General features: G+C 58.1%; 13 protein-coding genes. 2 read left to right on the forward strand and 11 right to left on the reverse strand.

The window, feature by feature from the left end; all coding sequences use genetic code 11:
• Nucleotides 1–80: 80 nt before the first annotated feature.
• The 4 genes from GSQ91_RS15980 to GSQ91_RS15995 all read right to left on the reverse strand — a co-directional run bounded on the left by GSQ91_RS15980 (nt 81) and on the right by GSQ91_RS15995 (nt 7172).
• A complete protein-coding gene (locus tag GSQ91_RS15980; protein ID WP_158822763.1) occupies nt 81–3704 on the reverse strand; it encodes a TonB-dependent receptor in 3624 nt (1207 codons plus the stop codon).
• 150 nt (nt 3705–3854) lie between these two features.
• Nucleotides 3855–5204, reverse strand: a complete 1350-nt coding sequence (locus GSQ91_RS15985; protein ID WP_158822764.1) for an MFS transporter — start codon at nt 5202–5204, stop codon at nt 3855–3857.
• On the reverse strand, nt 5201–6019 hold the full coding sequence (phnX, locus tag GSQ91_RS15990; RefSeq protein WP_158822765.1) for a phosphonoacetaldehyde hydrolase: 819 nt from the start codon (nt 6017–6019) through the stop codon (nt 5201–5203). Before phnX ends, GSQ91_RS15985 begins: the two co-directional genes overlap by 4 nt.
• Nucleotides 6012–7172, reverse strand: coding sequence for a TIGR03364 family FAD-dependent oxidoreductase (locus tag GSQ91_RS15995; protein WP_158822766.1), 1161 nt, complete (start codon nt 7170–7172; stop codon nt 6012–6014). Before GSQ91_RS15995 ends, phnX begins: the two co-directional genes overlap by 8 nt.
• Nucleotides 7173–7774: 602 nt before the next feature.
• Here GSQ91_RS15995 and GSQ91_RS16000 point away from each other — a divergent pair.
• Together GSQ91_RS16000 and GSQ91_RS16005 are read left to right on the forward strand one after the other, a co-directional pair.
• Nucleotides 7775–8467, forward strand: a complete 693-nt coding sequence (locus tag GSQ91_RS16000) for a hypothetical protein (RefSeq protein WP_158822767.1) — start codon at nt 7775–7777, stop codon at nt 8465–8467.
• Nucleotides 8455–9777, forward strand: coding sequence for an MFS transporter (locus GSQ91_RS16005; protein WP_158822768.1), 1323 nt, complete (start codon nt 8455–8457; stop codon nt 9775–9777). Before GSQ91_RS16000 ends, GSQ91_RS16005 begins: the two co-directional genes overlap by 13 nt.
• Nucleotides 9778–9951: 174 nt before the next feature.
• On the opposite strand, the gene GSQ91_RS16010 is transcribed toward GSQ91_RS16005, so the two are convergent.
• The 7 genes from GSQ91_RS16010 to GSQ91_RS16040 all read right to left on the reverse strand — a co-directional run bounded on the left by GSQ91_RS16010 (nt 9952) and on the right by GSQ91_RS16040 (nt 24853).
• Entirely contained in the window at nt 9952–11367 is a 1416-nt protein-coding gene (locus GSQ91_RS16010; RefSeq protein ID WP_158822769.1) for a hypothetical protein, read from the reverse strand.
• A 16-nt stretch (nt 11368–11383) separates the two neighbouring features.
• Complete coding sequence (locus GSQ91_RS16015) at nt 11384–15553, reverse strand: carboxypeptidase-like regulatory domain-containing protein (RefSeq protein ID WP_254064630.1); 4170 nt, start codon at nt 15551–15553, stop codon at nt 11384–11386.
• 53 nt (nt 15554–15606) lie between these two features.
• Nucleotides 15607–17493 (reverse strand): hypothetical protein, encoded by a 1887-nt coding sequence (locus GSQ91_RS16020; protein ID WP_158822771.1) that lies wholly within the window; start codon nt 17491–17493, stop codon nt 15607–15609.
• 46 nt (nt 17494–17539) lie between these two features.
• Nucleotides 17540–18352: a hypothetical protein gene (locus GSQ91_RS16025; protein WP_158822772.1), complete on the reverse strand. Its 813-nt coding sequence runs from the start codon at nt 18350–18352 to the stop codon at nt 17540–17542.
• A gap of 59 nt (nt 18353–18411) precedes the next feature.
• Nucleotides 18412–22236 carry a hypothetical protein gene (locus GSQ91_RS16030; protein WP_254064697.1) on the reverse strand — a complete coding sequence of 1275 codons (3825 nt, stop codon included), beginning with the start codon at nt 22234–22236 and terminating at the stop codon, nt 18412–18414.
• Nucleotides 22237–22374: 138 nt separating this feature from the next.
• The gene (locus GSQ91_RS16035) at nt 22375–24018 is read right to left on the reverse strand and encodes a hypothetical protein (protein ID WP_158822774.1); all 1644 of its coding nucleotides are present in this window, start codon (nt 24016–24018) and stop codon (nt 22375–22377) included.
• Between the two features lie 136 nt (nt 24019–24154).
• Complete coding sequence (locus GSQ91_RS16040) at nt 24155–24853, reverse strand: RNA polymerase sigma factor (protein WP_158822775.1); 699 nt, start codon at nt 24851–24853, stop codon at nt 24155–24157.
• Nucleotides 24854–24931: the final 78 nt, after the last annotated feature.

The following is a 24931-nucleotide window of genomic DNA, read 5'->3' on the forward strand; positions in this document are numbered from 1 at the left end:
TTATTCCTTTCGACCTAAGAGTGGAATTCTCCGAGAGGGTTGGAGAATCCCACTCTTAGGCGGTTCTCTTTTGCTGCTTCTTAGAATTCAAGCCGCATGGAGACCTGGCCGTTGCGGGCAGCAATACCCGATGTGATCGTTCCAAAGCTGGCGCTTGAGAGGTTCAGGTTCATCGAACCCTCATTTAGATTGGTATGGTTCAACACATTCGTGAAGCTGCCCTCCGCACGAAGCCTAAAGCGCTGACCAAGTGCAAATGTCTTCGCCAGACCAGTATTCAGATTGATGAGTCCCGGCCCTTCGATGCTGCCCATCTGCGTGTTGCCGAAGCGGCCGATCGGCAGCGGCGGTCCATACGGGGAGACAGGCGTTGTTGTCACAACTCCATTCACGACCTGATAACCCGCTCCCGTGGCGCACGGTTCACCCGGCTTCCATTCGGGCCAGCCCGGGCACGTGAAGGCAGCCGGATTCACCCAGCTGTTGCGGTTCTGATGCGCAGGCCTCCAACTCACGCCGGGTACGCTGTCCGGATGCTGTGAGATGTGACCCGGGTCCCAGCCAGCGGCCGTCGAGGTCAGTCCGGAACCAGTGCCGGCGGGGTCTCCCTGTCCGGCGCTGAAGACCGGTGTGAGGTAATCGCCAGTCTGCCAGGTAAAGATGTTGCTCAAACGCCAGCCACCCACGATGGCATCCAACAGCCGCGGCATGTTGCTGCCAAAGCTCTTCCCGCGTCCCACGGGCAGATCATAGACAGCCGTAGTGTTCCACAGTAGCCGGCGTGTGCCGGCCACATTACCGAAGTCCGCTTCACGATCCAGCACTGAGGTGGCAACGCCGCCGCCACGCTCACCGGCAAAACCGCTCGCATCCGGTCCCTGGTTATCCGCCAGCGCCTTTGCCCAGGTAAAGATGGAATCGATATGTAGCCCATGCTGAAAGCGGTGTGTCGCCTCAAGCTGCATCGATTCATAGCTCTCGTTAGCGCCAGTGTCGAAGTTGAAGATGCGACCCCAGTTCGGGAAGCGCCGTGCACTGGCAGGCTGATCATAGGCCGACACGGTATTCGAGAAAGGGAGTGTGTTCAGATCCGGCTCCCACTCCAGATGCCGAGTGAGGGAGCCAATGTAGGAAGCCCGCACCCCATAGCCTGCCCCGAAGTCGTGATCTACGCTCAGCGTGAACTGGTGAGTGTAGGGCTCCTGAAAGTTTATGTCGTTGGCTTCGTCGAACTCATCCTGACCGTAGCAGGTGGTGCAGCCGCCGTTGCCCTGCCCGCCATAGATCTGCGGCCATTGGTATGTTGGCTGATGCGTCGCGGGGTTCGTGCTGTTGACGTACTGAAGCGAGTCGCCCTGAATCGTGGCGGTCATGGCGTGGAAAGTTTGACCAAGGATCGACACGTTATACATGCCGTAGCCGCCGCGCAGCACCCATTTGCTGTCATCAGTGAGCCGATAGGCAAAGCCAAAGCGAGGCAGAAAGCGTTGGTGGGCCTTCCTCAGGCCCAACGGCAGGCCCGCCGCGCTGTTTGTCACTACGGGCATGCAGGGCGCGCCGTTCGCAATCGTGCCGTTAGTGGTGGTCACGCCATCCGGATCACACGCATTGGCGCTGGCCAGGAACGGCTGCGACAGGATTCCGGATGCTCCGTCCGGATAGATAATGCGTCCGGACAACGGCACACTAGGATCGAAGTTGCCGATGTAGCCTCCTTTGTCATAGAAGGGTGGGTGATACTCCCACCGTATTCCGTAGGTCAGGGTGAGCCGTGGTGTGGCCTTCCACTCATCCTGCGCATAGGCGTGGTACTGCTTCGCAACACCATCGATGTTCTGGTTCACGATGTCATAAAAGGTGTTATCGGGAATGCCAACCAGAAAGTCCGCAAAATCGACTCCTGTAAAGTCGCCGATGCCGTTGCCCTGGTTCGAGAAGTCAAAGTTGCCGTACTGCTCGCCGGTGCTGAACCCTGTCGAGCCTACATCCTTGTAGAAGCGAAAATCCACACCAAATTTGATGTTGTGCTGTCGATGGGACCAGGTCAGGTTGTCGGTAAAGATGGTTGTGTCCAGTGTGGAGGGATACTCCAGCCGTCCTGGAGAAAACCCCGAGATGGTTGTGAAACCACCGACGTAAGGGACTCCATTGAAGAAGGAAAGATCCTGCAGGCCTTGCAGCCCAAGGCCTTCCGTAAAGGCCTGGCCATTGAAGGAGTTGTTCGTATTGGAGCTCAGCTGCGTGAAGCCATAGCGGAACTCATTGATCAGGTTGGGTGTGATCGTCCAGTTCAAACTGGTCACAATCTGCTTCTGGTTCTGCTTGGTGGTTGAGCCGGGAAAGCCAAGTGGCTCCGGATCGTTCGATGGCGTATTGATATACGTGTAGCGACCCCACAGAAGAACCTTCTGGTTCGAGCCAAAGTATTGATCGCCGCGCAGGTCCACTTGATCCTGCTTTGTGGATTCGTCCTTGTTCACGTAGTAGTTTGCTGTCTGGCCGCTCACAAAGGACGTCGTTGGCACAGAGATACCATTGGCGGTTGCCGCATGGTTTGGATCGGGATAGAACTGCAGGAACTGCTTGGCAATCGAGCTTAGGTTTCCACTAGGAATCGCATTACCCCAGCTCGAACCGTTGTAAGGATTCGTGAGGCCGCTAAAGCCTACGGATGGGTTCGTGTAGTTCGTAAAGTCACCCTGTTTCATCGCTGCTGTGGGCACGGTGTACTGCTCGGAAGCATATTGCGGAAAGCGATAGCCTTCATAGTCCCCGAAAAAGAACGTCTTGTTATGGCCGTTATAGAGATGCGGAATCACGACCGGGCCGCTGGCCTTGGCGCCAAATGTATTTCCTACGACGTGCGGCTTGGTTGCGGAACCGAAGTTGATTGCATTCAAGCCGGAGTCCTGGTGATACCACCACGCGGCTCCGTGATACGTGTTTGTTCCGCCCTTGCTGGTGATAGTCACCTGTGCGGGATCGCCGAATTCGGCATTATTCATAATGCCGTCGGCTCGCATCTCCGCAACGTCGTCTGCCGAGGGCGTCGCAGTCAGAGGTGAGCTGCTGCTGGCGATGTTCTGAATGCTGATGCCGTCCACGGTAACTTCTGTCTGGTTCGGCAAAGAGCCCTGCAGCGAGAACTCTCCCTGCTGCGTCTGCACACCGGGCATGGAACCAATCGCGTTGACAACAGAAGTTCCGCTGGTACTTGCCCGAAAGTTCGTCGGCAGATCCAGCAGGTCGTCTGACGTATAGACTGCGCTGATCTTTGGAGATTCCGTTTCAATGGCGCTGGCATTGTCACTGGAGACCGTCACTGTTTGCTGGTCACTGCCTACGGCCAGGGATACGTTGATACGAAGCTGCTGCCGGGCGGCCAGCTCCACACCCGAGGTAGCCCACTTCTCAAAGCCCGGCTCCACTACCTGCACCGCATAGTGCGAGGCCTTCACGTCCAGAAACTGGAAGTCGCCTGCACTATTCGACGTCGCGGTGCGCACGGTGCCTTCATCGATATTGGTGAGTGTGACTTGAGCACCGGGCACAACTGCACCGCTAGAATCCTTCACGGAGCCGAGAATGGCTCCCTGAATGGATTGTGCCAGGACTGGTATGACCGCAAGCAGAAGGACAAGCAGTAGGCTGGCCTTTGGGATGATCCCTTTGCATCGTCTCAATATATATAGGTGGCTGAGCATAGATCCTCTCTCATGTTTTCCGTGGTATTCGTTCGTTTGGAGTTGGGACTTGCTGATCGGATAGCCGGTTACTTCGAAAATGCTGCTTGTACAGGACGCCCGATCCAGACTTGTGGAGGGTTCAATTTGAGGCAATCTGAATCTGAGTGGTCATGCTGACTCCCCGAGTTGTGCGGTAAGGCAGAGCACACGCCGGCGTTGCTGCCATAGAGCAAGTCCCGCCACAGCGCTCGACGAAATTGCAACACCAGCCAGCACGAGGAACATGGTTTGCCACCCATACGTGACAGCAATGTGCGCCATGCCGTTGCCAGATAAAACACCTGCGAGGTAACCGACACCATCAATGAGACCGGAGGCTGTAGCACTGCCTTCCTTCCCCCCAAAGTCGAGAGACATCGCGCCAGCAAGATAGGAGTATGGTCCGATCAGCAGAAAGGCCACAGCTGAAACGAGGACAAGCGGCAGCAATCGGGGAGCGTGCATGGGCACGTGTGCGAGGCCTACAAGTGCCAGGACACACAGAGAGAGTCCTGCGAAGAGAATGCGGCTACGACCTTCGGTACCGAGAGAATCGCTGAGAAAGCCTGCGAGCAAGACCGAGAAGCCTCCGAAGAGTGGGAAGAGAGCGCTCCCGCTAGCGGCCTGCGCATTCGTCATGCCGACGACCTGCGTAAAGTACGTGGGCATCCAGAGGTTGAAGGTTTCACGCAGGAGCGTAGTCCCGAGCGAAAGGATGCAGACAAGCCAGAATGCGGAGGAACTCAGGAGTGTACGAAAGATTGCGGCTGTGTCCGGCTGGTTGCGATTCTCCTTTGTGCCGGTGAAGAGATTGAGAGGGCTTTCTTCCGGGAGGGGCAGGTTATATGCAGCCGGAGACTCGCGCAGGAAGATGAGATTGCACACCAGGAGTAAAGCCAGCAAGCTGGCGCCTGCGATAAAGAGTCCCCGCCAGCCCATGCCGTGCGCCAGCAACAGCGACATCACTCCGCGCGAGATCGCATCTCCAAAGAGATAACTCAGACTAAGAATCGCCATCACACTGCCATAGGTGGAATAAGAGAACCAGCGCGAGGTGATTTTGACGAGCCCCGCCCAACCCAGCGACTGGACAAAGCGGTTACCGATCCAGGCCAGAGTGAAGATCGGGAACCCTCCTCCGATCATGAAGAGCAGGGTGAAGAGGATTGCGCCTATCATGCCGCCGAGGAAATTCCTGCGGCCACCGAATTTATCGGCGATAGCACCGGAAGGAAACTTGCCGATGGCGTAAGCAAGCACGCCAAGCGATGCGATCGAGCCCAGTCGTATCTCTGCCACGTGTGCGTCCACACCATGCTTCACCTGTTCGGCAAGGATCAGAGGCAACGCCACGGAGTAATCTGAGCGGCAGAAATAGTATCCCGAGTAACCCAAAGCCAGCAGGGAGATTGTGAGAACGTGCCGGCCTGTGATGCGTTGACTGACAGTTTTGCGGCTATCCACATTGTTCGCGATCACGGCCGCTCTCCTCGCGTGATGCGGTACTCAATCTCTTCAAGGACTGGAAGCGCATCCGCGACAGACTCAATCACGTAATGAGCAGCGTGCTCCCGCATGGAAGCTTTTGCGCGAACAAGTGCGGAGTTCTTATCTACAGCCGGAAGTTCCTTCCAGTCTTGCGCGGAGAGCCCGATCATGTTCCCAGTGCGAAATACACCAATCGTCCACATACCGGCGTTGTGGCCTTCTTCGATATCGCTGATCGTGTCGCCGATTTTGACGCATGCCGAAAGCGGAGAAACCTCGAGATTGACGGCAAGCTGATAGCACATGAACGGGTGTGGTCTGCCAGCACCTACATCTTCCGGACAAAGCGAAAGATCCGTACGGTACTCCTGCTTTCGTGCCGCGGCCTCGAGAGTTTCCAGCATGGCGCGGGTATAGCCAGTGGTGCCACCGATGCGGATACCTCGGGAGCGGAGGGTATCGACAACGGGAACCACACCGTCGATAACCTGTGCGTAGTCCAGAAGGCAGGACATCTGCAGGGGGATGAACTCCTGGTAGAGCTCATCTATGTCGGATTCCACCGCAGCTCGCTGATAGCGGCGTTGCCACTCCGCTTGCACCTCTGGCTCTGCCAGCAGATTGCGGATGTGGTCGCGTTTTGCCATCCCCATATCGCGGCGGGCTACATCGTCCGCCAGGGAAATATCTCGATTAGCAAAGACCCGCTGCAGCGTGCGGACCGGAGCCAGGCTGCCATGATCCACCGTGGTACCGGCCCAATCGAAGATCACAGCAGCAATTGCATTACGCCGCTTGCTAGACATGAGCCGCATCTCCCGCGAGAACGCCGAGTTCAACCATGGATTGTTCAGCCATTCCGAAGGACAGAGTCATCCCAGAGCCGCCGGGTGAGGCAACGATGCGTACGCCCTGTTGCGGGTGCATGACAACGGTGGGCTTGTCAGGATGCTTGGCGTAGACGCCGAACCAGCGCTCAGCGATGGAGAGGTCCGGCGCACGTAGAAACTGGTGGGTATAGCGGAGAATCAGGCGATCGATCTCCTCTTTGTTGAAGATGTCGATGGTCAGCCCATTTTCGTGAGAGTCACCTAAAGTGAGCGCTCCATCTGCTGTTTGCGAGACGAGTGCGTGGATGCCCCATTGGTCGTACTCCGGGGTCTCCTCGGCGATACGCTTGCGCAGCGCATCGAGTGAACTGCAAACGTTGAAGGCCGGATAGAAACGCAACGTAAGACCGGCAGCCAGGGACGGCCCCAACTCCCATCCAGCTGGCTGTGGAGCAGTGCGTAACATCTGCAGCTTGCAACGGGTAAGCCCACTGGCCGCGAAGTGGCCGGGGAAAAGTGTCTCGAAGTCCTCTCCGCTGCATACGATAATGTTCTCCGCACTCCAGCGATCGGATCCTGCCTCGAGATGCGGAGCCGTGATCGAGCGCACCGGAGTGCTGAAGTGAAAGCGGACGCCGTATTGCTCTTCGAGGAATGCGGGCAGCGCGGCAAGCACTTGCCGTGGGTCGACAGTGAACTCGGTGTCGCTCCACAGTGCCCCGAGCAACCCCTCCGGCTGAATAGCATGGCTGCGGGCGAGTGTGGCCTCGCGATCGAGCCAGCCGCAGTCGTAGCCAAGCCCCGGAGCCCGTTCCACGAACTCCTTTACGACCTCTACTTCGTCCGGGCGATACAACACATGCAGCGAACCGTGCGGGCGATAAGACAGCTTGGCCGCCTGCAGCATTTCGAGCCAGAGCGAGCGGCTGCGAAGGGCCATCTGGTGCATGGCCCCGTTAGGCTGCCCGATTGGCCAGATCATTCCGAAGTTGCGCACCGATGCTCCCATGGCACGTGGATTGCGCTCAAACACAACAACGGACTTTCCTGCGCGTGCGGCAACGTACGCATGGGCTAGGCCGAGGATTCCGGCTCCTACGATGGCTACATCTGCGGTGCGGTGTGACATGACAAATCTCCCTTTCGCTATTCAGAACACTGGCCTGCAATGACCGGCGTCATGGTGCAGTGGCTTCACAGTAGGGTGGTTTCTTGGCAGGTCGCCACGTTCCGAACAGTTCAGGAACAACGCCTCGATTGAAAAGAATGGACTTAGTCGCGCACCGCGCAATCGTTTCATTTGTCAGTAACAATCGCTGCTTACGATCAGCACTACTGAACTATGCTGGGCTTGCACCCTGAACAGTTAGAAGAGGAAGCGGTTTGATATCGAACGCAACACTCCTCGGCTCAGAAACGAAGGGACTAGGTACCTGCTTCACGCCAGAGATGCGTCTGGCGATCGAGTCGGAGCTTGAGGCAATCTGCAATGATTCACAGTTCGGGTCGAGCCCCCGAAACTGTGAGTTTCTGCGTTACGTTGTTATCGGGACACTGGAGGGGCGAGCCTCAGAAATTAAAGAGCGAACAATAGGCGCCGAACTGTTCGGGCGACCTATCACGTATGACACAGGCTCTGATGCGGTGGTTCGGGTACGGGCCAATGAAGTACGCAAGCGGCTCGCGTGCTATTACGAAGAGCACCCCTCCCAGTCCGGGTGGCGAATCCAAATGCCACTACGCAGCTATGTGCCCAAGTTTCTGCCCGAGCTGCCGTTCGACAATCCAGTACTAGCCCTTGCTCCGCGTGAACCTGTAGCAACTCCTGCTGTCCCACGAGTTGTGGTGACGCTCTCTCAAATGATGATGCCAACCTTAGTTGCGCTCTTTCTCTGTGTAGCTACATTCAGGTGGCAAATCTTCACCGGCACTCCCTATCTCGATTTCTGGGATTCGCTGATGGCCGGACATTCGGCTGTCGCACTGATATTGGATGCGGACCCCGCGGATCCACATGCGGTTACTACAGAGGACTTGGAAACGGTGCGTCCCCTCCTACAAGCAACGGATGCCTTACACGTCCAGTCACAGGTGCGCACCTCAGCAGATCAGAAACAGGATGGGGCTACGATTGTCCCAATTCACATCACGCACCAGCTACTTTCAGGTAGCTCTACATCCCCGGAAGAGCCGGAAGAAGCCTATCTCTCCGTCGTCCCAGGAAGCCAGCCAGAGTTGTGGATCGCAGGTACATCCAGAGCAGCGATCGAGTTGGCAATACACTCGTTGAGCAGTACGGATACCTTTCCTCAAGCGCTGGAGATGGCACTGAGACGCAAAACGCCCACGCGCATCCGCATTGTGGAAGGTCAAAAACTTACAGTGCAGAGTGCAGCATCTGGCGGCGAACCATGGCCGCACTAGAGAGCCCTCCTAAAGTGGAGGTGGAGAAGTCTGAAATCGAGATGGATCGGCGATCCTACTGGAGCGCCCGAATCTTCGTGGCTGCCTGGGTAGGTTACGCGGGGTTCTATTTTTGCAGGAAAAATATCGCGTGGACACCTCTTCCGGCTACGAGCAAACATGCCTGGCTGGGTGGCTTTGCAGACCTGTTGATGTTTTTCAGCCTCGGCTATGTATTGGGCCAAATTATCGGGGGGTGGGCATCCGATCGTTTTGGAGGGCGGCGCACCTTACTCTGCGGTGGCCTCTTGTCCCTGACCGTAACGGCGTTCCTGGCGTTGAGTCTACCGATCTCTGTCGTAATGATGCTGCAAGTTTTGAACGGTTTAGGTCAGGGCTTTGGATGGCCGGCAATCAACAAACTCTTCAGCATATGGTTGCCGCGCCACAGTCTGGCCATCGGCATGGCATGGTGGAGTTCGTCCTACGCACTCGGCAGCTTCCTCGCTACAGCACTTGCGACAGCTCTCTCGACCGCCGACTCTATTCCAATCCAGACCGGCTTGCGGCTTTCCATTCTGGTGCCGTCGGGAGTACTTCTGGTTACAACGTGTTTCTTCTTTTGGAGGAGTAGGGATCTTCCATCCGACGCAGGGATTGAACCGATCAACTCAAATCCCCCACTCGCAGCACGCACGAGCAGTTGGAAATCAGTTCTATACAACAGTGAGCTTCAGCTGCTCGCAACGATGTACTTCTTCCTGAAACTGACGCGTTATTCGCTGCTCTTTTGGTTACCGGTCTATCTCATAGAATCGCAGCATGCAACAGGTCGCTCGGCGTTGAAACTTTCATCCCTCTTCGAACTCGTGGGTTTCGTCGGTGCGCTTCTGGCAGCTTACATCTCTGACCGGCTTCTCGATGGACGCCGATATCCTGTCGGAGCAACGATGTTGTTCCTCGCCGCATTCGTTTTTCTTCTTCACCCGATCATCAGTACAGCTGGGCCCGTGGCGGTTGGCATCAGTATCTCCGTCATCGGCATTCTGATCTTCGGCCCTGATGTGCTGATATCTTCCACTGCGGTGCTTGAGGCAGTGCCGCCGGAGCAAGCAGGGCGGGCAAGCGGTTATGTCAATGGAGTCGGCTCTCTGGGGCAAATGCTTTCGCCCTTACTCATCTCACTCTGTATACGCTGGTTTGGCTGGAACAGCATCTTCAATTTATTCGTGGTGTGCTCTCTGATCGCAGCCGCCTTGCTTGCGAAGCGATGGAACAGCAAACCGGCATCCACTGAAACATCCTTTACCCAAGGCGCACTTCTCTCTTGACGAAATCGGAGCTGCACTTCTGAAGTCCTGGAATCGAGCAACAGTATTTCGGGCTGATTCAGGGCCTAATGGGGCTTTGGCGCAACAGCATCCCGCACTGTTTTCGAAGCACGTCGTCATATCGTCGACATCCTCAATAAGGCGGATGCTGCGGTGGTGTGCCGCAGCCCCGTTTCAATTCGACGACTGCAGCAGATAAATGGCCCAGGGCTGCGTGGAGTCGAACCCAATGACAAAGATGGCGTATTGGTCACCCAGTTGTCCGGCAACGGCCACGGCTGAAAAGGGATACGTGATGCTCGGTGAATACCCCGGATACGACGCGCCGAGCCAAACCTTGGCCTGGGTATACAAGCTATTCGAAGAATCCTGCGGCGCACCGAGATCGATAACGAAGTCGCAGTTGCCGTAAGGATAGTTGGGGTTTTGGCTATTGTTGGGGCCGGGGTCAGAGAGACCCGTCTTGAGGTTCACAGGAAAATCGCCTCCGTAGATCGTGCTAGAGGGGTTGTTGCCTTTCACGGATGGACAACCGGAGGGCCCGCTGGAGAAGCCGAACGAGGCGAGATTCGAGGACCAGGTCACGGCGGGGCTGTTTGCCCCAGCTTCATAGATGAAGCCGAGATACTGTGCGCCAACGAGCGTACCGGTGTCCAACGCGCTCGTCGGCTTAGGCAAGCCGACGGCGCCGGTACCTGCACCGAGAACATTCTCGTAATCAAGGGGAGGAGACGTTCCCGCCATCACTCCACCGGCCCCATTATTTTCCACCAGAAGGCCACTGGAGCCGATACCTATCTGCGCCTGCGCAGGCAGTACCGTCCCAATTCCAGGATCCGTGACAACCAACTGCCCTGGAACATTGGTGATATTGCCAAAGAACGTAGGTCCGCAAGCTCCGGTTACCGACGAAGCACTGCGCTGGGTGGGCTCTCCCCCCGCTAGGGTGGACTGAGAAATGTTCTTGAAGGTGACGTCGCTGCCGCTGGAGGCGATCTCCACACTGCCGTAAGCGGTATCGGTGGTCGGGTCCCACTGCGCAGTCGGGATGGTGACGAACTGATAGGTCTGCACGGAGGAATTCGGACATTGAGTGGCCGCAACGAGAGGCTGGACCGGCTGCCCAACCAGCTGCACAAGCCCTCCGGCCTGGCCGGCGAGCTCCACCGCGAAGCTTCCGGGCAGTCCGGGCATGGGGTAAGGAGTCACTTGGTACGAAATTGTGTCATTGCTAAATGTGTAAGTGGCCGTGATGCCCAGGCTTCGCAGGCCGCGCTGGCCGACCGTAAGAACACCGGCATTGAGAACCTGAGGACCGGGCTGCGTCAGAGGCTGGTAGGTTGTCTGTGAGAATGTCCCTGGGGCCACATCGTCGATGGTATAAGTCAGAGGGGTTGTTGAACCGGTGACTCCAGTAACATACGGCGCAAAGTAGGTTTGCGGACCCGTTGTGGTAGGGGCCGTCTGCGTGACCGGAGCCACGCCTTTGCCGCATCCGGCAAGCCAGCAGAGAAGCAGGACTGTCCCCAGGCGAGCGGCCGCCCTCGCGAATTGTCCGGATGGATCGATGTGCGATTCGAAACGTTGCATAACTATTCCCTCTTTGCTAGAAACTGCCCTTCAGGCCGAACTGCAGGATGCGCGGGTCGTGCGCGTCCACCGGATGCAGAAAGGAGTTTCCGGCGAGGCAGCCGGAGGCGCCCGCGGAGTAGAGTTCGGTCTGGCTGCCGTAACAGTTGATGACGTTGTTGCCGGTATTGCCCGGATGGCTCGGATCGGTGATGCGGAACTGGGTGTGATTGAAGACGTTGAAAGCCTCGGCGCGAAACTCGATATCCAGGAGCTTCGTCGGCTTGAAGTGTTTGAACAGGGAGACGTTGAAGTTGATGCGCGAAGGGTTGTTCAAGGAGTTGCGTCCAGCATTGCCGAAGGTAAGGCCGCGCGGCGCAGCAAAGGCGCCCGGGTTCAGCAGCAGCGGCCCCACATTATTGGCGCTCTGCGCGACAAACGGCTTGCCTGCGCCCGCTTTGCCGATCACATCCGGATAGGACCCCACCCCCAGCCCATCGCCTACGCCGGCATTGTCCGCTGCGCCCGTGCCGTCCCCGCCGCCTCCGTTGATGACGCTGAAGGGCGTCCCGGTGGAGTAGCTGGTGATGCCGCTAATCTGCCATCCTCCCAGCGCTGTCTTCAGAAGGGGCGAGAAGTCCGTTGCGGTTGGAGCGGGGCTGGGGACGGGGGCATCATCCGAATCGCCACCGTCGCCCGTCAGATGGGTAAAGCCATGGAGCAGATGCAGTAGCGGAAGATCATAGATGTAGCTGACGTTCAGTAGTTGCCGCTGGTCGAAGTCTGAGGTGGCGTGATTGGAGTGGATGTCGAGTGAGTTGGCGAAGTTCGCCGAGGCACGGTCGGAGGAGTCGTCGAGAGAGTGGCTGTAGGTATAGGCGATGCCGACAGTCAGCGGCCCGGTCGTCTGGCGAAGCGTAGCCTGAAGGGCGTTGTACTCGGAATCGGCTACGTTCTGGACCGAGATGATGTTGCTGAACCCAAGATAGGGCCGCAAAGCATCGGCGCTTACGCCAAGCTTTTTGGGACCCACACCAGCAAAACTGGCGAACCCCGGATTGCCGGTGCAGGCGATGAATATGTTCGCGTAACCAGGATCGTTGGGGCCGATGGCAGAAGAATTGGGGATCGTGATGCCGCTGCTACCATTCTGGCCTGCTACGGAAAAAGCACCATTGTTGGCCCCGGTGGTGCAGACGGCAGCAGTGACCGGTTGCCCCGGCCCAAAGGGATTCAACCCGTTGCTGAGCGGCTGCAACTGATTCAGATCGCTCACCGCCGTCAGGTGCGTGCCCTTGGTGCCGACGTAGGCGATCTGGCCGATCATCCCCTTGCTCACTTCGCGCTGAATGCTCAGGCTCCATTGCTGGGTATAGGAGTACACGGCCTTCTTGGGGATCGAAGTTACGTTCAAGGGGAAGGTGGCGCCGCCAGTGTTGCCCCCGCACTGTGTAGTGCCGTCCTGGCAGAAGCCCCCAATGAGGTTGTAAGCGTCGCTAGAGGAGCCCGCACTCGCACTGATATTCGACTGAGTCTCGCTCAAGACCAAAGGTGCACTGCCGATCAGCGAGCCGACATTGGCTTCATAGCCGGTTCCATGCTCCCAGAAAAGACCATAACCACCGTGGATCGCGGTCTTGCCATCGCCCCACGGATCCCAGGAAAACCCTACGCGCGGCGAGGGATGGAACAAACTATTGGACATGCAGCTATCGGACACGCCGCCCTTGGCTCCGCACTGCATCAATCCGTTCACGATCGTAGGATCGAGCGCGGCAAGGTTCAGGCCAACCGCCTTTCCGCTGTTCTTGAACACCAGGTTTCCCTGCTTAGGGTCGATATAGATGGACGAGCCAAGGGATTGGCTGAAGGCCTCGGGCCGCCAGTTATAGGCCGTGCCGTTGGGGTTGTACCACGCGCCGAGGAGGCTGGCGCGGAAGCCGGCGTTGATCGTCAGGTGAGGCAGTATCCGCCAGTCGTCCTGCAGATAGAGGTCGGCTGTCTTGTAGCGGCTGTGATACTCCGCCTGTCCGCTATCCTGCGTGTAACTCTTGATAGCGACTCCGGGGAGCTGCGCTTGTAGGTTCGCGTTAGCTTCCGGCAAAAAGCCTGAGCCGCTCAGGAAGTCGGCGAAGGCATTGCCAGAGGTATTAGTCGATTGCTGATTGCTGAAGGTGAGCAATCCCTGCAGGTCGCCGGAGTTGGCTCCTGTAACAGCGCTTAGCTCGTTCTGCTGCACATAGGATCCCCAGAATCCCCACTGCAAGATATGCTTTCCGACAATCACGCTCGCGTCGTCGCGGATGGTAAACGTAGGATTGTCCTGTTTCCACGGCGCGTACCCCGTATCCACGGCAAATCCATGCCCCCCATACGCCCCGTTGGTCCCTTGAAAGACCAATCCCGGCAGCTTGTCGCCGCCGTAGCCATTGTTGAAGATGTAACCCATGGGGCACTCGGTCACGGACGGAGGACCATAGGCCGCGTTCGGCGCCGAAAACACAGCGCAGGACGTACCGGTGACAGGTGTTCCTCCCTGAGAAGCTGGATCGCCGAGGCTCGGCGGTCGGCTGAGGGACGCGACTCCGACTCCCGGCTGCGGAGCGAGGGAGATGTGCTCAACCTCGTAGCCTGCCGACATAAGGTTGCTGATTCCATGCGGCAGGACCTGCGCCAGCATAACGACCATATCCAGGCCAGGACCATTGAACTGGTTTTCGACCGTAGGAAAGCTGTTCTGGACGATGCCCCATTGCGGAGCAAGCGTCACGGTATCCCACGCATCATGCACATAACGAAACGACAGACGTTCCCGCTCCGTCAGGTTGTGGTCGATGCGAAACAACTCCTCCCGCCAGTGCGTCGGCGGCGAAACGGAGGCCACGAAACAATGAAACAGCGGTGAGGAGTTGGTCGAATTGCAGCCACTGGCCGAGTTGGGCGCGGGGATCAGACCGGAGTTGAGAATCGCCGCACTCGTGTAATCCACCGGTAGCTGAAGGCCGGCTTGGTAGGTTGCGCCCGCGGTGCTGTTGAAGGATTTGGCATTGATGCCTGCTTGCGGACAATCGGGATACTGTGACGTACTGAACGCTCCGGACCACCCTGGAGACGGCGTCGGACATACGTCGAAGAAATTCCCGGCCCGCTCGGCCATCGTAGGCACGGCCTGGTTGTAATCGACCGGGGTCTTTTCGCGGCGAATCTCTTCAGAGAAGAAGAAGAAGGTCTTTGTCTTGCTGACGTTGTAAACGCCAGGGATATAGATGGGGCCGCCAATTGTGCCGCCGAAGTCGAGCCGGCGATAGAGCGGCGTGCGATAGGTGGGCTTCCCTTGGAAACCCTGAGGTTCTGGATTTGGTTGATCGAAATAATTTCTCGCGTTGAACATCTCATTGCGGAGAAAATCATAGGCGACACCGTGAAACTTCTCCGTGCCCGATTTCGTTGTCACCAGAACGCTTCCCGAGGCGCTCTTGCCGTAGAGCGCGCTGTAGTCGGCGGTAAGGATCTTCATGTCTTGAATAGAGTCGACGCTCGGATAGACAACAAGCGGCTCGCCCTGCCCGCGGCTGGTGTTGATGCTGGTGTTGAGCACATCGCTACCATCCACCTCGAAGGTGTTGTATTCCACGCGACCGCCATTGACGCTGAACTTCGCGCTTCCGGACACGCCAACCTTGGCCTCATCCTGCCCAGTCTGGTTACTGACACCGGGAGAGAGAGCACTGAGAGATAAAAAATTGCGGCCGTTCAACCCGTAGCCGGTGACCTCGCTGCTGTTCAATGTCGTAGACATGGACGCCGAGTTTGTGTCGACCGTAGTGAGCGCCCCGGCACTGACATTTACATCTTGACTGACGGTAGTGACCGAGATCTGAGCATTGAAGACGACCGCCTGCCCGGCGGCAAGAGAAAGAATCTGGCTCGATCTCCGGCTGAATCCCTGCGCCTCCACAATGAGCTGATAGTGCCCGGGAGGGAGACCGGGAACAGTGTACGAACCAGCGCTATCTGTTTTGGCCTCACGCTTCACCAGCGTGTCCTGATTGACGATCTGGATGGTTGCCTCAGGAATCGCGGCTCCGTCCGGATCGGTAATCTGACCAGAAAAGCGCCCAGTGGCCGTCTGTCCGTCAAGGCGCAAGGCGCTGAACACTGTGATCAGCGCCATCGCGAGCAGCAGCCATCGAAATGATCGAAGCATCTTCTTACAGGCTCCTAGTCCTTGTTTCCGTGTTGCAGTTCCCATTCCCGTCTTCATTGCGGAAGGTAGTAGCGAAACGATGTGAAGAACATGTTGTCGATGGCCTTTGGAGAGTTGGTCAAGCCGGCTGCTGGATTACCAATACCCTGCCACGTCCGGCGCTCGGCATAGGAGTACTGAAAGCCCTGCTGCAAAGTCCCACGAGTCCCCCTGTAGAAGCGGAACCAATAGCCAAAGGTTCCTTCCTGGATGTTGCGGTTATCCGCGTTGCAGTTGGATGGGCTGGAAGCCACATTGCCACCGCCGTTTGGCGAGGTGACAGGCAGCACCTCCACATAGCAGCCGGCCACATTATTGGTGGGAGCGCCGTAACCGCCCAGGATCGGCTGGCCCAGCGTGGGACCGGCAGTCGTGACGGTATATCCGGTGTTGTACCAGGCACGCTTTGCGTATTCGCCTCCGTAATAGGCGTACAGATCGAGACGCCGCGTTGCATGCCATTCGACCGAACCCAACGCCGAACCGCCCGTAAGCAGTTCGAGCGAGCCGTCGGGATGGGCCGTAGCGTCCGGCAACTGCGCAGAGCTGTAGCGTCCGATGCCGTTCCCGGCGAGAATATGCGCGCCAATCTCCAGCTGCTTGGCAAACAACCACACCCGCGCATTCGCGCCCACGCCGCCACCATCGGTCTTCGTTGTATAAGCGCCAAGCGCAGAAGTCGTAACCGGCTGGGAAGCGCCGGCGGGAGCGGGGCCATTCGGGTAGACACGGTCGCGGAAGAAGCGGGCTACGCCGAAGAGTTCGAAGTGTCCCCAGTTGGTTTCGTAGGCCGCCTTAGCAAGCAGGTCTGGTGCTTCGTTGAAGCTGTAGTTCGCCGTGGGGTTATAAAGGCCGCCCGAATTCCCTGTCTCCTGATAAGCAATCGTGGGTAGATTGTGACCGCCGATGTTGAGTGTCTGCGGCTCTTCAACAGATCCGCCGATCCAGAACTTATCCGACAGCCTCTTCACCACACGAAAACCGTACTGCCTCTCCCATGTGAACCCTACGTTGTACTGTGAGTCGATCGTCAGCGGCACAGCTTCTGCGTTGTTGCTCAGACCGTGCCGGTACTCAGTGGCGAGCGACCACATCTGACCGCCCGTCAGCATCCAACCGCTGTTCAGTTCGGCCTGTGCCCACGCCTGGCGCAAGCGCAATGGATAACTGTTGCTCTGGTTGTCGTTCGAGGTAGTACCTGCGGAAAGAAAGTCCGCCTCGAAATATCCTCGCAGTGTCGCGGACGGCAGCTTGCCTTCTGCCAACAGCGAAATACGCGACTGCCTGCCGCTAGCGTTGAACTCCGACAGTTCGCCGGCTGTTGTACCGGCGAATGGAATTCCGGAGAACTGGGTATTCACATCGCCGCCGATCGCGCGTTGCCGGTCGACGGTTTCAGCCGCCAGGAAGCCCCCCGGCTTGAGATCGATTCCCTTGTAGTGAATCGTGTCAGGATTTTCGAGCTTCTTCGTCTCTTGCTGGCCAGCCTGAACCTGCGATGAAAGCGAACTCGATTCCGTCTTCAGGTTTGCCACGTCGCTCTGCAACGTCGTCACAGCGGAGCCATCCGTGCCGATAACAGCTTGCGTGGCTTCGAGCTTCTGCTTGGCATCGGCTGCGTCCTTGCGAGCCTGCTCCAACTCTCCATCGCGCGCTGCCATCCGCTGCTGGAGAGCCTCGTACTTCTGCTCCAGATCGTTCAACTTGCTATTGAGCTGATCGAGCTTTTGAAACTTCTCGTTCAACTGCTCCAGCAGAATTTCTTCCTGCGTCGGCGCCTTCGCTTTCGCGGTCTTTGTCTTAGTTGGCTTGTCTGACGCCTGATCCGTACCGCTCTGCGCCTGCGCCACGACACACGATGCTAAAACAAGCCCAGCCACCATCCGTCTAAATCTGTGCATTTTTCTTCTCCCTTGGTCCTGTTGTCCCTATGAGGAAATATCTCTGTCAATTGATCGAGATCGTGGCGCTGACGGCCTTTGTCGGATCCGCAATCGAAGTAGCAGTCACCTTTACAGTGCCCCCTGTCGGCACCGTTGCGGGAGCGGTGTAGATCGTATCCACAGCGCTTGTAGTCTTGACCGGATCGAACGAGCCACAATCGCTCGATCCGCAGATCACAGTCCAGTTCACACCGGCATCTGTCACATCGTTATTCAGCACCACTCTGAGCTGAGTGGTATCAGCTGTGTGCAGGGTGGCTAGCGGCGTCGGCGCGAATCCAACCGAGATGGGAAGGCCACCGATGGTCAGCGTCACGCTGGAGAACTTGCTGTGATCGCTGGTCGCGACAGCATAGAGGGTGACCGTCCCGAGTTTCGGTGTAGCAAGGGGCGCGGTATAGGACGCCACGTAGCCGGCTCCACTAGTCACATAACTTGGTATCGGGCCGCTCATCGTGTGCGCGGGAGTAAACGTGCCGCACGATTCGTCCTGCGTCTGTCCCGGTGGCAGCGGGGACCCTGGCGGCAGTGCGCTGCCGCAGTAGACGCTCCAGTCCGCGCCCAACAACTGCGGGTCGTTCGTCAGCGTCACGTCGACATAGGTGCCTTGTCCGGTTGTGAGCGAAGCCGGAGGGGTCTTCAAAGGAGTTCCATTCGTGTCCGTGAAAGCAATCGACCCGACTTTAATATTGGATACAGAGCTGTTGGAGCTGCAGCCCGAAACCGCTGCAAAGCCGGCTAACAGCAGGGCAAGCGTTGCCGGACGAAAGCTTTGTGAAATACAAATTCTCTTGAGCGTGCTCACAGGGATCTTCATCACTTCCTCTTGTTCAGATATTCGGTAGGAACGGGCCGGCGACAATCCAACTGCCTCTCTCATGGCTTCGCCGCCAGCTTCTTGTTCTTCACGCCCAATGCGATAGGCGTGACCACCGGCGTGGCAACTCCCACATATTCCGTGACTGTGTTGTTGGCGAGTAGCACCCAGACATTGCCGGATCCATCCACGGCAACGCGCAGTGGTCCGGCGGCGAGGCTGGGCGAAGAAAGAAAATTTTGACTACTAGCAACGCTCGCGGAGAAAGGAAGGATGCTCGGTAAAACCGCTGGCCCACCACCGGTTGCCGGTCCACCAACACTCGATACCCACAGCGTCCCGGCACCATCGAGTGCAAGGCCGTTGGCATTTAGAAATAAGTAGCCGCCGCCTGCATTAGCGGTATTGGCGGCGGTGAGGCAGTTGAGGATCAAGCTCAATCCTTTGCCGCCGTATGGCGGAGCCTTGCATACCTCATCGTCTGTGGTTATGCCCCAAATATCGCCCGCGCCATCCGCGGCCAACCCAGGGAGGACCGTCCCTGGTATCCCGACGCCGCCGCTATTAGCGCTATCCGTAATCAGCTCTCCGCCTGGATTCGTCAGTTCGGAAAAAGAGGCCTGAGCGGGAGCGGCGATGTTTAGATTTCCGATCCACACATTGTTCGAGCTGTCGACGCCGACGGCGGTGATGCCAGAAATCCCTGTATTGGTGAACCCGGATGCCGGTGACAGCTCCACTCCGAGATTGTTGAACTCGTTTACACCCACGCCGTTGGCAATCCATAGATTGTCCTGGGCATCGAAAGTCATATCGCTACCGCCTCCAGCCACCCCTGCGAAGGGGCTTCCAAGTACGGGTGTTCCCAGGTTCGTAAGTTCGCTTAGGACGCCGTTGCCGGAAACCCACGCATTACCGTTTGCATCGATCGCAACCAGACCGCCGCCTGCGGGGAAGCCGCTGGAGGGGGAGAGTGCGGCGCCTGCAGCATTCCATTCAATGACATCGCCAGCCGTAGTGTCTGTAATCCAAAGATTGCCGCTGGCATCGACTGCGAATGAACCAACTGTGCTCGCAGTAGTAAGGCCGCCCCCACCGGTGTAGTTCAGTGAGATCGACCAGTCATTCGGCAGTGCAGTAAGGATCGGCTGAAAAGGCGCACTGGAAGTTGCCAGGCTGATGAGGTCCGTGGAATTTAATGTGTAGCCAAAGTTCGTCACGGGTTGCTGTGCGATGTTGAACGCAGCCTGCAGTGTGTCGGACGGCGCAATGGATCCGCTGAACGTTCCTGTTCCGAGCGTATCCGTCGCGGCGAACAACACGCCGCAAGGACTCCCGTCACCTTCCACACCGCCCGAGGTTGCCGTGCAGGCATTCAAGAAATCGGCCAGCGTATCAATCTCCACATAGGGAACCGCCGCGTTCGTGACAGGTGTCACGAATCTTGCCTGCCCAGTTGTGATGTCGACCAGGTTGTTCACCGCGGCAAACGCATTTGCAAGCCCGGAGAGATTCCCACTGCTCGTGCCCAGGTAGAGAGAACTACCATTGCCGGTGAGCGCATCGTTGGCTGCGAAAGGCGCCGTTGCCCATGCTGAAGCAACGGTCGTGACTTCGTTGACGACAACCGCACTGGAGCCAAGCCCGTTGCAGCTTCCCAGCGCCGTCATCATAGAGAGATTCGGATTCGCGGCGTTGGTCCCAACTTTTCCGCCCGTGGCCACCACGTACATCTCGCTGGTGGAGGATGGGCATGTATAACCGGCAGGCACCGTAAAGTTGCCGTTTTTGTCTGTCGTAGTTGTCGCGATCTTCGAAGAGGCCGAGGCATATCCGCTTGTCCCGGCGGCATACAGAAAGACGGAGGCACCCACCACCGGCTGCGTTCCTGCCTGAACCTCACCGCTCAGTGCTGGCCCAGTCAAGCTTGTGGTGACAGCAATGGTTCCCGAGTTCGCCGTTGTCCCGTCCGCATGGGACAACGCCTCCACCACAACCACACCCGACGTGGGCGGCTCGGATGGAGCGGTGTAAGGAATCGGCAGGCCATTGGACCAGCCCGAGACGGTGGGCGCCGTCACCGCCGGAACTGCCGGAACGTAGGGTGTAGTCGTCGTAGCTGGAATCGCTGGGATCGCGGGCTTCACCGTAAAGAAACCGCAGCCGCTCGCACATACCTGCCAGTCCACGCCCGCGTTCGTCGTATCGTTGGCCACTGCGGCGGTCAGGTTCACGGTTGCATTCGTCTGGATCTGCGCAGGCAATGACGGAATGAAGCCAACCGAAAGAACTGTCGACGGGCTAATCGCAATGGCACTCGAGCTAATGCTCACGCTGGGATTTGCGACTGACGTTGCCGTAACCGTCACCGTGGTTCCAGCCGACGTGACCGGCGGTGCGGTGTAGACGGCCGTCGCACCGCTCGCCGTCTGGACAGGACCGATCCAGCCGCAGCCGCCGGGAACGGTACTGCTGCATTGCACCGACCAGTTGACGCCTCCGGGCGCAACATCGTTCGTAACCGTGGCACTGATAGGAGCCTGCGTCACGGCTGTCATCATGGCAGGCGGTGCCTGCTTGAAGGTGAGAGAGGGTGGCGCAACAACCACCGTGATGACGGCGATAGCGGAATTCGATGGCGTGGATGCCGGCGAAGACGCAGTGATCGTCACCAGGCCGCCCGTGGGAACCGAAGCAGGGGCTGTGTAGACGATCTTCCCTGCGCTTGCGGTGTGTGCGGGAGACAGATTGAAGCTGCCACACCCGCCTGTACCACCGCAGCTCGCCGTCCAGTTCACACCTAGGCTGTTCGGATCAGCAGCTACCGTAGCCGCAAGCGTCGCTTGCGTTCCCGCAGTCAACGCGGCAGGAGGCGCGGAGGACATCGTAACGACAATCGGTGCAGTCGTAAGGACCGTCGCTGTAGCCGATGCCGATATCGCCGGATTCGTCGTGGACGTCGCCGTAATGGTGACTGTTCCACCAGGAGGAACAGTGGAGGGGCCCGCATAACTTACTGAAACCCCACTCGCGGTATGCGCCTTGACCGACGCATTCAACGTTCCACAAGTCGACGCACCACAACTGAGAGACCAGTCGACACCGGCTGCAGCCGGATCGTTGCCAACGATCGCCGTCAATGAGGTCGAGTGAGCTGGGCCGCTGGTGCTTGTCACATACACACTCGATGGCAACACGCTCACCGTCACCGGGACGGGCGGGGGCGGCGCAGTGATCGTCACCTTTGCGCTTGCGAACTTGGTAGTGTCGGTTAGCGAGGTCGCTGTAATCGTTACCGTGCCGCCCGCCGGCACGACGGAGGGCGCGGTATACGTCGTGGACAGCCCCTGGGGCAGATTGAACGACCCGCACGCGCCAGTTGCGCCACAGGTGGCCGTCCAGATCACGCCCGCAGCCAACGGATCATTGGTCACTGCAACGTTGAGGATTACCGGTACGTTGATCTGCAGAGAGCTTGGTACAGCAGTAGTGAACGCAACACCAATTGGCGATGCGACGATGGTGAGGCTCTCGCTGCTGCTTTGCGCTGGATTGCTGGTCACTGTCGCAGTGACAGTAATAGCTCCTCCGATCGGCGCTACGGACGGAGCCGTGTAGACCGTGGGCGCCCCGTCCGAGGTGTGAGCCGGAGCCAGTGTGCCGCACGCGCCATTAACAATACTGCCCGTAACTGGATTGCCTTCACAGGTCACGGTCCAATCGACGCCTGCGCTGCTCTTGTCTCCAACCGGCATCATGCTGAAGTTCACAGATGAACCTACAGCGAGGACGCTGGTCTTCACCGCTGTCCCGCTGGACGTACTCGTTGCAATAGGCCCAGCAGTCGCCTTCGAGGTAGAGGCACTGCCACAGCCAGCAGTCACTGCGGCCAACGCTGTTATACAAAGTGCGGAGAGAAAACCGGCGATTGCACGCCTATCCTGCCGCCTCCGGCATTGCCGGGCAGATGCAAAACGTGAAAGCGGACTGGGAACGATAAGGTGCTGCATGACCGGGCTCTCCTACTTCTCTGTATTCCGGCGAGAGTCTTTCGCAGACTCCCCATAGGCTTGGTCCGCAGCTCCGGCGATGCGATCCAGCGTCGAGGACATGTTGGCGAAGATCGCTTCCGCACCTCGCTCAGCAGGAGCATCGGTCCGTGTCAACTCCTTCACAAACGCAAGATTTCTGGACGCCTCATCGCTAAGCGAGCCTGCGCCCTGTGCCAGTGCGCGTCCATCGAAGGGCACTCCCCCCTCCATCTGCGCCAGCAGCGCATGCTCCTGGCGTAGAGCGGTTTCCAGACGAGCATGATGGCTGTAGAGCAACTCCACGATCGTGGCCGAATCGACGACGGATGTTTGCTGTGTGGTCACGAAGTGCGTCTTCAAATCGGCTATCGCGCCGCTCTCATGACTGATCGCGAGGGCAGCGCTGAAGGCCTGCTGCGCCATAGCATTGATGTCGTCAACGTTCCGCCCGCGAGCCCGAAGATATTTTTCCAGCGCCGACGGGTGATCGGGCAAAGACGCCGCCTGCACGCTGACCGGTTCACTTCCAGTGAGCGGAGCTTCCCGCATCTGCGCCGCGCTCTGGAGGACGAGCTTCAACCGTGGCACTAACGCAAGTCGAGATGCCAGTTCCCGCTTGCGCTCTTCCGTCTCGACCAGGCCATCCACCTCAATGGCCTGCGGAAGCCGATGGATCTCGATTTGCTCGCCGGTATCCGCGGCGAGTTGGTTCAGAATGAGCCTGACAGTAAGCTCGGTCTCATCCAGTTGTTCGGGAGTGGGCGCCAGCGGAACATGCAGCACCGGGAGAAGAGGTTGCGACTCAGCCATCTTATGGCCGCCAACCCCGCCTACCTGTTCTTCCATCCCTCCCAACGGTTCAAAGGCGTTCGGATCGACGGCGCTCCACGGAAGGATCGTGAAATCGAGTTCGGCAATCTCCACGGTCTCGTTGTCTCGGAAGCCAACTCTCCGTGCGACCGGATGAAAATCGGTGTCGCGCACGGTCAACGATTCTTCCGACACTTCCCCGTCCGGCACGGTTGTTGTCAGCGTTAGCAGATGAAGGCCGCTACGGTCGATGCGATCGGTGCGTATGTGCTGACGATCGTGCCATGCCTGATACGTGGAGGCGGAGATGGGTTGGTTCCAGTCGACTCCCGCCTCGCCAAGTGTCGAACGGAGTTGCTCCTCGTCAACGGACAAGGCCGTTGTCTTCGGGCGGTGCCTTCCTTGCACATCCCAGTAGACCGATCGCTTGAATGTCTGTTTCTCCGTCTTAATTTGAACTGTCTGGTGCGCAACTCCGGGGCTCGCTGCGGCATGGGGCGTGTCCCAATTCTCGGCACGAACCAGCAGAGAATTCGCGCTGATACTCGGAACGCGTTCTCGGTATAGGAACGTAAAGACCGAAGCTCCCGTAACCAGCCCAAAAACCACTCCGATCGACGCCGATGCGAAGCTCGGCCTCCAGGTGGCATAAGTCGGAACGGTCCATTTTTGCCGCGAAGCCTCCTGCCGCAACTGAAACTTCAGCCACATCGCAAACGCCGTGCGGGACTTTTCCTGAGGGATCATGTCCGCGTCGTTCAGGCTCTCGCGAAACAGCTGGATCATATGTTCGGCGCGTGGCCCTTCGAGGCTCCGTTGATGCATCCGGCATTCCATGCACTGCGCCAGATGCCGCCGTGCCGCCCATCTCTCGAAGAGCGAAAGCTCCCCGCAAAACAAGGCCGCCAATCGTTCGTCCGAGAGATGGATATCGGGATTTGGATGAAAATGCCGCAGCAGCTTATCGATCACCCTGCCCACCATTCCGCAACCCATAGACTGCTGCCAGGCGCACTGCCACCTGCTTCACCACAAACGCAGCCCGTTGTTCGCTGAACCCCAGCGCGAGACCGATGTCCTTATAGGGGAAGCCTTGCGCCCGCATCTGAAAGCACTGCCGATGCTGCGGTTTCAGGCTTGAAAGCACAGTTTTCATGAGCTTGAGTTGCTCCTTATTCGCATAGGTCTCTTCCGGGCTCAACGCAGGATCGGCTCGATTCTCCATCACAAAACTGCGAGCCTCGTCATTCACCACTGTCCCGCGCTCCTTTTTCAATACGTTGATGGCAAGGTTGTGGGCCACCCGAACGATCCATCCCTGGACGTTCTCGATCTTGTTCTCCTTGAGAAGCTCTATGGTGAGGCGCATAAAAGTCTCCTGGATGACTTCGTCCGCATGATCGCGCCCCAATTGCATGCTCTGCATGTACCGGTAGAGCCTGGGCCGGTACTCGTCGTACAGTGCGAGGATGAACGCCTCCCTTGAATCGCCCTGGAGAGTCTGCACAGAATCCTGCCACTCCTTGTCTCCAGTCGAGGCGCGCTCTTCGAGCGGTGTCGGCTCCAGATACGTTGCATCCTCCGTAGGCAATTCCGGCTCCGTAAAGCTTGGGCCGCTGTTCCGACGAACATAGATCTGTGTTCTCTGAACGATCTGCATTCTCGCTGCTCCTATACCCTGCCCGCAGGGCGCAACTGGTCCTTGACGCTTCGCATCTCTCAGCGAAGACGGATGTCG

Origin of the sequence: Granulicella sp. S156 (assembly GCF_009766105.1) — a bacterium.
Taxonomy (GTDB): Bacteria; Acidobacteriota; Terriglobia; order Terriglobales; family Acidobacteriaceae; genus Granulicella.